This is a genomic window from Aeromonas sp. HMWF015 (assembly GCF_963878965.1).
GTDB classification, from domain to species: Bacteria; Pseudomonadota; Gammaproteobacteria; order Enterobacterales; family Aeromonadaceae; genus Aeromonas; species Aeromonas veronii.
This window is the reverse complement of record NZ_CAWNZT010000316.1, coordinates 1-12349: the sequence shown is the minus strand read 5'-3', so window position 1 is coordinate 12349 and position 12349 is coordinate 1. Positions and strand designations below refer to the sequence as shown.

Annotated in this window: 10 protein-coding genes; 2 read left to right on the top strand and 8 right to left on the bottom strand. The window is 60.2% G+C overall.

Translation table 11 applies throughout. From position 1 onward, the window contains the following. Positions 1 to 135: 135 nt before the first annotated feature. From AACS18_RS16050 to ygeW, 7 genes are all read right to left on the bottom strand, one after another. Positions 136 to 1221: a calcium/sodium antiporter gene (locus AACS18_RS16050; RefSeq protein ID WP_108612694.1), complete on the bottom strand. Its 1086-nt coding sequence runs from the start codon at positions 1219 to 1221 to the stop codon at positions 136 to 138. Positions 1222 to 1381: 160 nt separating this feature from the next. Then, positions 1382 to 2305: a DMT family transporter gene (locus AACS18_RS16045; protein ID WP_108612693.1), complete on the bottom strand. Its 924-nt coding sequence runs from the start codon at positions 2303 to 2305 to the stop codon at positions 1382 to 1384. A gap of 224 nt (positions 2306 to 2529) precedes the next feature. Continuing rightward, the gene (gene arcC, locus AACS18_RS16040) at positions 2530 to 3462 is read right to left on the bottom strand and encodes a carbamate kinase (protein WP_108612692.1); all 933 of its coding nucleotides are present in this window, start codon (positions 3460 to 3462) and stop codon (positions 2530 to 2532) included. A 95-nt stretch (positions 3463 to 3557) separates the two neighbouring features. Then, positions 3558 to 4982 carry a dihydropyrimidinase gene (gene hydA / locus AACS18_RS16035; RefSeq protein WP_108612695.1) on the bottom strand — a complete coding sequence of 475 codons (1425 nt, stop codon included), beginning with the start codon at positions 4980 to 4982 and terminating at the stop codon, positions 3558 to 3560. A gap of 119 nt (positions 4983 to 5101) precedes the next feature. Next, complete coding sequence (locus AACS18_RS16030) at positions 5102 to 6319, bottom strand: YgeY family selenium metabolism-linked hydrolase (protein WP_108612691.1); 1218 nt, start codon at positions 6317 to 6319, stop codon at positions 5102 to 5104. 125 nt (positions 6320 to 6444) lie between these two features. Continuing rightward, complete coding sequence (dpaL, locus tag AACS18_RS16025; RefSeq protein ID WP_108612690.1) at positions 6445 to 7644, bottom strand: diaminopropionate ammonia-lyase; 1200 nt, start codon at positions 7642 to 7644, stop codon at positions 6445 to 6447. 138 nt (positions 7645 to 7782) lie between these two features. Beyond that, on the bottom strand, positions 7783 to 8970 hold the full coding sequence (gene ygeW, locus AACS18_RS16020; RefSeq protein ID WP_042062641.1) for a knotted carbamoyltransferase YgeW: 1188 nt from the start codon (positions 8968 to 8970) through the stop codon (positions 7783 to 7785). A gap of 605 nt (positions 8971 to 9575) precedes the next feature. Between ygeW and AACS18_RS16015 the strand changes: the two genes are divergently transcribed. Further along, positions 9576 to 10169 (top strand): hypothetical protein, encoded by a 594-nt coding sequence (locus tag AACS18_RS16015; RefSeq protein WP_108612689.1) that lies wholly within the window; start codon positions 9576 to 9578, stop codon positions 10167 to 10169. 41 nt (positions 10170 to 10210) lie between these two features. Here AACS18_RS16015 and AACS18_RS16010 read toward each other — a convergent pair whose 3' ends face one another. Then, a complete protein-coding gene (locus AACS18_RS16010; protein ID WP_108612688.1) occupies positions 10211 to 11215 on the bottom strand; it encodes a Wadjet anti-phage system protein JetD domain-containing protein in 1005 nt (334 codons plus the stop codon). Positions 11216 to 11427: 212 nt separating this feature from the next. On the opposite strand from AACS18_RS16010, the gene AACS18_RS16005 reads away from it, so the two are divergent. Further along, on the top strand, positions 11428 to 12349 hold a 922-nt coding region (locus AACS18_RS16005), incomplete at its 3' end, for an esterase/lipase family protein (protein ID WP_108612687.1).

Genomic DNA, 12349 nt, shown 5'->3' with positions numbered 1-12349 from the left:
GCCATGATGCACCTAGCCAAGCGCCAATAAAGGCTCTGCGCGCCCCCTCAGCGCCAAGCAAAAGCCCCACCGTGATGGTGGGGCTTTTTTCGGTCTGTCGGTTGATGCAGCCCCTTTACATCAGGGGAACCTGCGTCACGACAGGGTTCGTTGCAAACGCCAGGCACGCACCGCCAGCACAACCAGAGTGATGGCGGTGAGCGGCAACACGAAACCGGTCAGCGCCGCACTGAACTGGCTTTGCAGCGGACTGGATGTGGCGTGGAGGATCAGCCAGCAGGTGTAGCCGATGTAGTAGGCCAGAAACAGCGCCCCTTCCCAGCGGGCGATGGTGTAACCGGTAAAGAAGATGGGCAGGCAGGCGAGCGCCACCGCAATCATCACCGGAATATCGAATTGCAGGGCGGTAGCCGACACCTCGAGCCCTCCCGGCGTCACCATGGAGGTGAGCCCCAGCACGCAGAGGATGTTGAAGATATTGCTGCCGACCACGTTGCCCACCGCGATATCCCGCTCCCCGCGCAGGGCGGCAACGATGGAGGTCACCACTTCGGGCAAGGAGGTACCTGCCGCCACTATGGTGAGACCGATCACCAGATCGCTCACCCCGAAGTAGTGGGCAATCTCCACCGCGCTGCTGACCAGCAAACGGGAGCCCAGGATCAACATCCCCAATCCCGCCACGATAAAGAGCAGGTTGCGGGGCAAGCTGTGGGGTGTCTCGGGCTCTTTTTGGCCAAACTCCTGCTCATATTCCGCCTGTACCGCCTTGGTTTCACGGCGGCTCTGCACAAACAGAAACGCGGTGTAAGCAACTATGCCGGCAAACAGCAAGGCACCTTCGAAGAAGGAGATCCGGCCATCCCAACCAAACAGCAGCACCAGCAGCGACACGGCGATCATCAGCGGCACATCGAAGCGCACCAGTTGCTGGGAGACCACCAGCGGCACGATCAGGGCCGAGATACCGAGAATAAACAGCACGTTAAAGATATTGCTGCCGACCACGTTACCCACGGCGATCCCCGCCTGCCCCTCGAGGCCAGACTGGATACTCACCGCCAGCTCGGGAGCACTGGTCCCAAAAGCCACTATGGTCAATCCCACCACCAACGGGGAGATGCCCATCATGGTGGCAAGGCGCGCCGCCCCCCGCACCAGATATTCAGCCCCCATCACCAGACACACCAGCCCCACGGCCAACCACACCAGCGTCATCATACGGTTTCATCCTTGCCGTTACGTTTGTTGAAATAAACACAATAAATCAAATACCTGCGCGTCAACACAGCTATGTAACGCCATTGTAACGAGGGGTTTGCCCCCTGTCGCGGGCTCTTTTGAGTGCCATTTATCGTGCCACTGGCAGCCCAGTCACCACTCAGCCGTGCTTGATACGGGTCTCCCCCGCTACCGATACCACGGAGCGCTTGCCCTGGCGGCTAATCACCAACAGCGCCAGTACGATAAGGGCGATGCCGCTCCCCTCCACCGGGCCCGGGTTTTCCCCCAGCAGCCACCAGGAGAGCAGCACGCCGGTCACCGGCACCGCCAGGGTGCTGAGACTGGCAATCCCCGCTGGTAGTTTTTTCAGCACAAACAGCCAGAGACTCCAGGCGATGGCGGTGGCGAAGATGGAGCTATAGGCCAGCGCCCCCATCACGTAGGGCTGCCAGTCGATGGGGCGCTCCGGCACCAGAGCAGCCACCAGCGCCATCACTATGGTGGCGTATATCATTTGCCAGGTGGTGAGGGCCATCAGATCCACCCCGGGGTGGCGGGCATACATCCGCTTGGCGATGATGGCACTGATCCCCCAGCAGATGCCGGAGAGGATCGCCAACAGCGCGCTCTTCATGGAATCGAGGTGCAACTGCCAGGGCTCGATCACCAACAGCAGCCCGCAAGCAGCCACCCCGACCGCCAGATAGTGGAGCTTGCGCATCCGCTCGCCGAGAAAGAGCGCCGCGAAGATCACCACCCAGAACGGCATGGTGTAGCTCAGAATAGCCACCTTGCCCGCCCCGCCGCTGATCAGGGCCCACTGGGCCAATCCCACCATGCCGCAGGTCTGGAACAGGGCGATGGCGAGGGTATAGCGAAACGGAGTGGGTTTGAGATAACGGCGCCCGCGCAGGGCCAGCACCAGCAACAACACCAGGGATCCGCACAGGCAGCGCAGGGCGGTGAACTCGAAGGCCCCCGCGTAGAGCATCACCTGCTTCATCACGATCCAGCTGTAACTCCAGATAGCGGTGAGCAGGACCAATCCCCCCAGCGCCGCCATATTGATCTTTCCACTCATCTCTCACCACGCATTGCTCTGCCTTTCGCCTCTTGTTCCGATGGGCCAACCCTTATCGGGGTGGCCATCTTACCCCTGTGCTGGCGGGCTGCCCATTCCCTACGGGCGAATAGCCTATGGGCAATTTGCCTGTGAGCAAATCAACCTCAGCCGCGGCAGCGCCCTAGCCAAAAACAGCAGGGGGCCAAGGCCCCCTGTCTATCACCCCATCATCGCGTTGCACGCTACAGGCTGATCACGGTCCCGGTCTTGCCTGCGATCCCCTCGGCGGCCTTCTCCAGCAGGGTGATCAGGGATTTGCGCCCCGGCAAAGAGGTAGCGAACGAGAGCGCCGCCTCCACCTTGGGCAACATGGATCCTTTGGCAAACTGCCCCTGGGTGATAAAGCTGTTGGCATCGGCCACGCTCAGAGTATCGAGCCACTGCACATCGGGCTTGCCGAAGTTGATGGCGACCTTCTCCACCGCGGTGAGGATGATCAGCATGTCGGCATCAATCAGCTCCGCCAGCTTGGCACTGGCCCAATCCTTGTCGATCACCGCGCTGGCACCGCGCAGGTGATTGCCCTCCCGCAGCACCGGAATGCCGCCGCCACCGACGGTGATCACCACCTGACCGGCGGCCAGCATGGCAGAGACGGTCTCCTTCTCGATGATGTCGACGGGTTTGGGGGATGCCACCACCCGACGATAGCCACGACCGGCATCCTCTTTGAGCCGCTCGCCCTTGGCCATCAGCGCCTCGGCCTCCTCCTTGCTGAAGAAGCCACCGATGGGCTTGCTCGGGTCGAGGAAGGCGGGATCATTTTTATCCACCTCCACTTGGGTCACCAGGGTGGCGACCGGCTTGTGGATGCCGCGCTCCAGCAGGGCTTCGCGCAGGGCATTTTGCAGGTCATAGCCGATATAACCCTGACTCAGGGCCACGCAGACCGACATCGGCAGATGGGGGGATTTTGGCTCGTGGCGGGCCGCCACTTCGAACGCCTGCTGGATCATCCCCACCTGCGGCCCGTTGCCGTGGGTGACCACCACCTCGTGCCCCTGGGCGATCAGGTCGGCGATAGTGTGCGCCGTGCTCTGCACCGCCTTCATCTGCTCGGGCAGGTTGTTGCCCAGCGCATTGCCACCAAGGGCCAGTACGATTCTCTGTTTCATCTTGTTATCTCCAGTGATGGGACAAGCCGGCGCAATACCGGCCCACCTTTCGTTGTTCACATAACCTTGCTGCTCTGTCTGTTTCGAACGGATTGTCAGCCAGCAACAGCGGGGCAAGGCGAGTGCAGATCAGGCGCCAACGCCGGATCAAAGGGCGCTCTGGCCAAAAAGCGGCCATGCCCCCGTTGTCCGGTAAATTCGCCGTCGCAAGCGACTATCTCGCCGCGACTGAGGGTCATCCTGATCTGGCCGGGACAGCGCATCCCCTCGTAGGGACTGTAGTCGCCGTTGTCGTGCAAGGCGGCGTGACGGATCAGGGTCTCGCCACGGGGATCCATCAGCACCAGATCGGCGTCGGCCCCCGGTTGCAAGTTGCCCTTGCGCGGCCAGAGGCCAAACAGGCGCGCCGAATTGGCGCTGGTGAGCGCCACAAAGCGCGACGGCGAGATGCGCCCGCCGAGCACCCCGTGGGCAAACAGCAGCAACATCCGGTTCTCGACCCCGGGCAAGCCGTTGGGGCAGAGGCTGAAATCACCGCCAGAGAGGGTCATGCGCTGGGCGTGGGAGAAGTTGCAGTGATCGGTCGCCACCGTGTCGATATCGCCCGCAGCAACGCCGACCCACAGCTTGTCCTGCTCGCTGCGCGAGCGCAGCGGCGGGCTCAGCAGATAGTCGACCCCGTTCTCCCGGTAGTAGCAGGAATCATCCAAAAGCAGATATTGCGGGCAGGTCTCCACCCAGACCGGCTGACCCTGACGGCGCGCCAGTTTCAGATACTCCAGCCCCAGTCCGTTGGAGAGGTGGACGATATAGAGCGGCGCATTGCCCGCCAGCCCCGCCAGATTGATCATCCGGGCCACCGCCTCGGCTTCGCACTCCAGCGGGCGACTCTGCGGGTGATACCAGGGTTCATGGTGACCCGCGGCCAGCAGGGCCGCCCGGCGCGCCGCGATAGCGGCATCGTTCTCGGGATGGACGGTGGCGAGCGCCCCCACCTCTTTGAGGCGGGCCAGGGCACGCAGCACGTCATGGTCCCCCAGCTTGTACTGGTAGGTGAGATAGAGCTTGAAGCTGCTGATCCCCTCCTCCTGCACCATGGCGGCCATCTCGTGGAGGATGGCGTCATCCACATGCTGGATCACGCCGTGAAAGCTATAGTCGATCACCGCCTGATCGGCGGCGTAATCGTGATAGCGGGCCAGCTGGTGATGCAGATTGCACCCCGCCGGGCCAAATCCCATGTGGTCGATAATGGTGGTGGTGCCACCACAGGCGGCGGCACGGGTACCGCTGAAAAAGTCATCGCAACTGCGGGCAATCCCGACATCGATGTTGAAGTGGGTGTGGACGTCGATGCCGCCCGGCATCACGTAACAGCCGCTGGCATCGATCACTTCGGTCTCGCCATCGGGCTGGATATCGGCGGCACGGATACGGATCACCCCGTTCTCGATCAGCAGATCCTGACGATATTCACCCTGTGCATCGACCAGCACGCCGTTCTTGATCAGCCGTTTCATCCCCACCACCTCGAACATCACATCGCTTCAAACAGCAAGGCCCCGCCTCAACACAGACGGGGCACTTGCCACATTTGCCACAGCCGGACGGCGATGGCAGTCACCGCCCGGCAGACCCCTTACTTGTCCAGTTCGGCCAGATAGAGCATGGGGATCACGGCGTACATAGCGGCGCACTTGACCAGATGCTCTTTCCAGGTCTTCTCGTTCGGGGCATGGGCCTCCGGCTCTTTACCCGGACCAAAACCGATGACAGGAATGCCGTGGCGACCCATGATGGAGACCCCGTTGGTCGAGAAGGTCCACTTGTCCACCACCGGCGCCTTGTTGAACAGCTGGGTGTACGCCTTGGAGAGGGTCTTGACGGTGATGTGATCCTCTTCCACCTTCCAGGTCGGGAAGTAGCACTCGGTCGGGTAGACCAGACCGGTATAAGCCGGACGATCGTACTGGTACATGGAGACCTCGGCACCGGCGGCTTGCACCGCAGGCAGGGCACGGATCTCGTCCAGCGCCCCTTGCCAGGTTTCGCCCCAGGTCAGACGACGGTCGATGGAGACGGCGCAGCTGTCGGCCACGGCGCAGCGACTTGGCGAAGTGAAGAAGATCTCGGAGACGGTCAGGGTGCCCTTGCCGAGGAAGTCGTCGTTGCCGAGGTTGTGACTCAGCTCCTGCAGCTCGCCGAGGATCGGGCCCATCTTGAAGATGGCGTTGTCACCGCGCTCCGGCGCAGAGCCGTGGCAGCTGACCCCCTGCACCTCGACGCGGATCTCCATGCGGCCGCGCTGGCCACGGTAGATCTGGCAGTCGGTGGGTTCGGTACTGACCACGAACTCGGGGCGGATCTTGCTCTGCTCGATGATGTACTGCCAGCACAAACCGTCGCAATCCTCTTCCTGCACGGTGCCGGTTACCAGCAGGGTGTACTCGTCTTCCAGTCCCAGATCCTTGATGATCTTGCCCGCATAAACCATGGAGGCCATGCCCCCTTCTTGGTCAGATGCGCCGCGACCGCCGATGATCTCGTGATCTTCCATCCCCTCATAGGGGTCGAACTTCCAGTTGGCCATGTTGCCGACGCCCACGGTATCGATGTGGGCATCCATGGCGATCAGGTGCGGGCCGTGGCCGATATAGCCCAGCACGTTGCCCATGGGGTCGATCTCGACCTTGTCAAAGCCAACCTTCTCCATCTCCTGCTTGATGCGCAGCACGACGCGCTCTTCATCGCAGCTCTCGCTCGGGATGGCGATCATGTCGCGCAGGAACTGACTCATCTCGGCCTTGTACTGGTAGGCCTTCTCCAACACCATTTCAAACGGAATTTGCTTGCTCATTGTGATTCTCCATAACAACTGAGAGTGCGCGGCCTGTTCGTCGGCCGCGCCCTGTGCCCGTTACCGCGCCCCGTTGGCGAGGCGCGATCAATGCTTCAATTCGTGTCTCTGCTCTGGCGGGAGAGCTAGTCGCAGGCAGGATGCTTGCCTTCCCACACCACTTCCCGGTAGTGCTTCACATCGGTATCCCCTTCGGTGTTGATGATCAGCACGACCGAGTTGCTATCCAGCCCGAGACGCGCCATCAGCGGCGCGCGATCCGGGTGGTGGCGCACCGCAGCCAGTACGCCGGTACCGACCGAGCCGGATTCGCCGGAGATGATGCGGGGATCATTGCCAAGGGGGTTGCCCAGCACTCGCATGCCCAGCGCCGACACCTTGTCGTGACAGGAGATGAACTGGGTGGTGCAGCTTCTGAGCAGCGGCCAGCCGAGCGGATTGGGTTCACCACAGGCAAGACCGGCCATGATGGTGCGCATGTCGCCCCCCACATTGACCATCTCCCCCACCACACCGGAGCGGTAGATGCAGTCGGCCTGATCCGGCTCGACCACGATGCTGTGCAGGTTTTTCGCCCCGAAGCAGTCCACCAGATAACCGAGCACACCGCCCGCCAGCGCTCCGACCCCGGCTTGCAGCAGCACGTGGGTGGGCTGCTTGATGCCCATGGCCTGCATCTGCTCGACCGCTTCGTCGGCCAGAGTGGAGTAACCCTGCATGATCCAGGTCGGGATCTTGGTGTAACCCTCCCAGGCGGTGTCCTGCACTATGTGCCAGCCGCGCTCTTCGGCCATCTTCATGGTGAGGCGCACGGTGTCGTCGTAGTTCATGTCGGTGACGATGCACTCGGCACCGAGGTTAAGGATGTGATCCACCCGCTCCTGGGCAGAGCCCTTGGGCATGTAGACCACCGCATGCTGACCCACCTGCTTGGCGGCCCAGGCAACGCCGCGACCATGGTTGCCATCTGTGGTGGTGGCGAAGGTCATCGGCTCCTTGATGGTGCGTTTGATGAGGTCGAAGGAGAAATCCTCGATGGCCACCCCGTATTTTTCACAGAGCAGGTTGGCGATGGCATAAACGCCACCCAGCATCTTGAAGGCATTGAGGCCAAAACGCTTTGACTCGTCCTTGACCAATATATTTTTCACCCCGATATAGGCGGCCAGATCTTTCAGGTCGCACAATGGGGTCGGCTCATAACCGGCCAGTTTTTTATGAAAAGCGCGAGCCTTTTGTGCTTCAACACGGGAAAACAGCGGTGATGGCTCGGCGGTAAAAAAGCGGTTATCGGCAATATCCATCTTCAGCGAAAATTGGGACATGCTTACCTCACTAGGCGTTACCTGACAAAGAGCTGCCTCGCCGGGAGATCCGTTATTCAGATACCACGGGGAGAAAACTCGAAATAATGTGTTCGACAGCGTGGGCAGGATGATTATTCACCCTGCCCCTGCTGTTATTTATTTCACCCGCTTTTGCGCCTCTTTAATCAGATTCTCCAGGGTTTCTGCCGGGGCGGAGAATTTACGGGCCATGATCATGGCGGCGATAATATAGGGCTTCCAGCTCGCCTCTTTGTAAGTGGCGATACGGTATTTCTCGAATACCCCTTCGGTCACTTCACCCTCTTTGCAGGAGACTCCGGAAATATCGGCCGGCAGGCAGTGCATATAGAGCGCCTCGCCCCCCTTGGTGAGCTTCATCATCTCCTCGGTGCAGTGCCAATCCTTGTGCTTGGCGTTCTGCTCAAGGCAATGTTTCTCCAGCTCCTTGAGGCCGGCGTGGTCATTGGCACGCAGTAACTCGGTGCGCTGCTCCATCACCTTGTAGGGGGCCCAGGACTTGGGATAGACGATATCGGCGTCCTTGAAGGCCTCTTCCATGGAGGTGACCTGACGGAAGCTGCCGCCGGAGGCCTTGGCATTCTCCTTGGCCACTTCGATCACGTCCGGGATCAGGTCATACCCTTCCGGATGGGCCAGGGTCACGTCCATGCCAAAGCGGGTCATCAGGCCGATGATGCCCTGGGGCACAGAGAGCGGCTTGCCGTAGCTCGGGGAGTAAGCCCAGGTCATGGCAATCTTCTTGCCCTTGAGGCTCTCCAGACTGCCGAAGTGCTCCTGCAACCAGGCAAGATCAGCCATGGACTGGGTCGGGTGATCAATGTCGCACTGCAGGTTGACCAGCGCCGGACGCTGGGGCAGCACGCCCTTCTCGAACCCTTCATCCAGTGCGGCGCCCACTTCGCGCATATAGGCGTTACCGGCACCGAGGAACATGTCGTCACGGATCCCGATGGCATCGGCGCAGAAGGAGATCATGTTGGCCGTTTCACGGACGGTCTCGCCGTGGGCGATCTGGGATTTACCCTCATCCAGATCCTGCTGGGCCAGACCGAGCAGGTTCAGCGCAGAGGCATAAGAGAAGCGGGTTCGGGTGGAGTTATCGCGGAAAACCGAGATACCGAGCCCGCTATTAAACAGTTTGGTAGAGATATTTTCGGCGCGCAGGGTCTTGAGGGATTCGGCCAGTTTCAATACCAGCTCCAGCTCCTGAGGAGTTTGCTCCCAGGTCAGCAGAAAATCTTTTTCATGCAGGTTGGATTTGAGTGCTCTGATCTCTTTGATTAATTCGTTAACTGCTTTCATCGTTCGCCCCAATCATTGGATGAGATATGGATAGCTCCCCTTTCACTCACGATGTCACCAGCATCCCGGTTGTGGGTGAGCGCGTCGGTTAGCGTCGATATGAGGCAATCAATAACCGTGCCAAACCAATAAAATGCAGGCAGATATTAATAAATGGCGAAAGTGTGTGATGCCACCCACAAAATCAGCGGCTATTTCAGCGATTTAATCCATAAAAAGGTGAGCAGATCAGCCAGGCCATAAAATAGCAAGGTGATAATAATCAGAGGCAATATCTCGGCGTCGGTGAGAATTATCATCAAAGGTCAGTATCAGGGGCTGAAATGATATCAGTGGGGCTGTCGTTATCATTATGATAATGCCCGCAACACCTTTTCTCTTGGAAGGATCTCTCCAGCGTTGACACTGCTGCTATCTCGCCTCCCCTGCACTCCCGTATCGCCTCTCGCCTTATCTTCCGGCCACATCGCTGGGCGCGGTTGGCCCAAGGTGCTAACGTGAATACGCCAGCTGCGCATCTGTCTCGGATGCTCAGAAGAGGCCGACGTTCACTGCCGCAACTGCGCGGAAGAACCTGCATGACTTACATCTTTGAGGGATTATCTATGTCCAGGAATGCTGCTCTGCTCATCACCCTGATCCTGCTCGGTATCACCCCTGCCCACGCCATCAGTGCCAAATATGCCGAGCAACTGGAGCGATCCGGCTGCACCCAGGTCACCGAGGCGCAGGGCTGTGACATTCACAAAACCAAAGCGGAAAATGCCAAGGCGGGATTTAGCGCGGCCGCCCCGGCCGCGGAGGGCGGTCTGAATCTGAGCTATGAGCAGAAGCTGGAGCGCTCGGGCTGCACTCAGGTGAGCGAGCTCAATGGCTGCGATATCAACAAAACCAAGGCTGAGAACGCAGCTGCCGGTGTTGGCAATGCTCCGGCCGCGGCAACCAGCGCCAGCCCCTATGCGGGCAACTGGATCGCCACCTTCCCCCAAACCGGCGCCACCGTGGCTAATATCCGCATCGATGGCAAGGATCAGGTGTGGGTCAACGACAAGAAGGTCAATGCCAAGAAATCCGATGGCGCGCTGGTGTTCAAGGATGGCATGGTCATCTACACCATTCAGGGGGATCGCCGCATCAAGGGTGAAGATGGCTGGGTCGATAATGATGCCGGCACCAAGGGGCCCATCAACGCCAAGTAAGCAGCTGACCACGAAATGACGGGGAGCACAGGCTCCCCGTTTCACCCCTGATTGCCCATCTCTTCCAATGACCAGCTCCGCCAGTGAGGGGCCAGAATCAAAACCTCCTGCTCCAGCCAAGTCCCGTCTGTGATCAGTTTATCGAGCCAGGGAACACCTGCCGACGTGCCATGACCATCAACCTGCTCAGCCTGCTTCGTCACACGCCAGGGCACCTTGCCACTGTCCGTTGCAAAGGTGCGAACAGGGCGGGCGTAGTGATCCAGATAAGGTTTCAACTCACAGGGAAGCCAGAGCATGGCCGGTCGATTTACTTCACGCGCCAACTCGACGGCAATATCGATACCCCGTTGATCGAGATCGCCAAAATGGGCCCACTGCACGCCCGCAGGCAGCAGCGGAATCAGCTGTTTGGCCAGGGAGGTATTGCGACCGGGAGCAAAGAGCAGCAGTTGCCCGGGTTGCAGCGGGTAGTCGACAAAGGCCCCCTTGTTCTCCACCGTAATGACCCGCTCCCCCTGCCAGCCGATGGCCGCCAGCGTGCCCAGAGTCCGCTCCGGCAACGCCAACTCTCCCAGCAGCGCCATCATTACCGTCATATCGTGCTGCTGACCTTGCCGATCGACCAGTGAGAGCGGCTCGAGGGTGCGGATGCGGATCACCTCATCTTGCGTTAGCGACAAGTTCGCAAGCTGTGGCGCTGCAAGGGATGCTGACCGCGAATGCTTGCTGTCCCCATGCCAGAGGGCATAAAAGCAGGCCTGATTGAGCCGTGCAGGCAAACTCACTCCCAAACGTTGCAGCAGCTCACCCTTGTCCTTTTCGGGGGGCGCCACCAACGCCAGCTGCCCGAGCAAATAAGCCAGTCCCGCCTCGGTCAACACATAATGAGCACCTCGGCCAACCGGCTTGATCCCGGCCACTGCCTGCAACAGATCCTTCAACTCGCGGCCATGCCGACTCTCAAGGGAGCAGCCCTTTCCGTTCTGGCTATCGAGCAACCGTGCACACAAATCCTGTACCCGCACCTCATCAAACAGCGACATCCTCACCTCTCCATGTGGCTTCATATGACGAAGTAGAGGTGATTTTCCCTGTCATTACCGTGACCGGCTTCGCAAGCGGTTCTTATCAGCCCCGCCATGCATGGCCCGTTACTGGTAAACCCACTACAAAGGGAGCAAGCTTGGTTTGATATAGAGATACGCGCGCTCTTCGCGGCACGACAACGCGATACCCGCTTTCACAAGGGCTTGCCATGACCGACGCCACAGACCCATCGCCATCCTCTTCCTGGCATCTTTCTGATATCCGCGAGCTGGCGCAACTGCTGACCCTGGCGCTGCCTGCCGCGGTAGAGATCACCGAAGCGGTACATCAGGCGGTACTGAGCGGTATGGGGCTCAAGGGACGGGATGAGGGAAAAACAGCCGGGATCACCGGGCTGGTCTACAAGGGAGTGCATGGCGCCGCCAACAACCTAAGCAGCGGCCTCAACCAACTGCTCAGCCGCCTGCCAGCCACTCCGCCGCCCCACCAGATCCCCGAAACCCCGAAACGTGCAGCCCTGATCGCCACGCTCAACGGCGTATTGGGGGACAAGCTGGTCGAGCACCACAATGCCCTCGCCACCCCCATGACCCTGCGCTATCAGGGCAAGCCCCTCGATTGGCAGGCGATGCCAAAGGATCTACCCCGCGAGGGACGGGTGCTGCTGATGATCCATGGCCTCTGCATGAACGATCTGCAGTGGCAGACCGAGCATCAAGGCAAGCCGGTCAATCACGGGGAGCAACTTGCCAACGCGCTTGGCTATCAGCCTCTTTACCTGCGCTACAACTCGGGCCTGCCCATCGTACAAAACGGGCAGCAACTTGCCCTGTTGCTGGAGCAGTTGCTCGCCCACTGGCCGGGAGGGCTCAAAGAGATAACGATAATGGGCTACAGCATGGGCGGACTGGTTGCCCGCAGCGCCTGCCACCATGCCAGCCAGGCCGGGCTCACCTGGCCTGTGCACCTTGCCAATATGATCTTTATTGGCACGCCACACCACGGCGCGCCGCTCGAACACGCCGGACACTGGCTGGAGCAATTGCTGCCCGCCACCGCCTACAGCGAACCCTTCGTCAGGCTGGCGCGGCTGCGCAGTGCAGGCATCAAGGATTTACGCCACGGGAAGG

What these genes read in the sequence shown, in the direction of transcription:
- AACS18_RS16050 (WP_108612694.1), bottom strand. Translation starts at nt 1,221, where the DNA reads ATGATGACGCTGGTGTGGTTGGCCGTGGGGCTGGTGTGTCTGGTGATG.
- AACS18_RS16045 (WP_108612693.1), bottom strand. Translation starts at nt 2,305, where the DNA reads ATGAGTGGAAAGATCAATATGGCGGCGCTGGGGGGATTGGTCCTGCTC.
- arcC (WP_108612692.1), bottom strand. Translation starts at nt 3,462, where the DNA reads ATGAAACAGAGAATCGTACTGGCCCTTGGTGGCAATGCGCTGGGCAAC.
- hydA (WP_108612695.1), bottom strand. Translation starts at nt 4,982, where the DNA reads ATGAAACGGCTGATCAAGAACGGCGTGCTGGTCGATGCACAGGGTGAA.
- AACS18_RS16030 (WP_108612691.1), bottom strand. Translation starts at nt 6,319, where the DNA reads ATGAGCAAGCAAATTCCGTTTGAAATGGTGTTGGAGAAGGCCTACCAG.
- dpaL (WP_108612690.1), bottom strand. Translation starts at nt 7,644, where the DNA reads ATGTCCCAATTTTCGCTGAAGATGGATATTGCCGATAACCGCTTTTTT.
- ygeW (WP_042062641.1), bottom strand. Translation starts at nt 8,970, where the DNA reads ATGAAAGCAGTTAACGAATTAATCAAAGAGATCAGAGCACTCAAATCC.
- AACS18_RS16015 (WP_108612689.1), top strand. Translation starts at nt 9,576, where the DNA reads ATGTCCAGGAATGCTGCTCTGCTCATCACCCTGATCCTGCTCGGTATC.
- AACS18_RS16010 (WP_108612688.1), bottom strand. Translation starts at nt 11,215, where the DNA reads ATGTCGCTGTTTGATGAGGTGCGGGTACAGGATTTGTGTGCACGGTTG.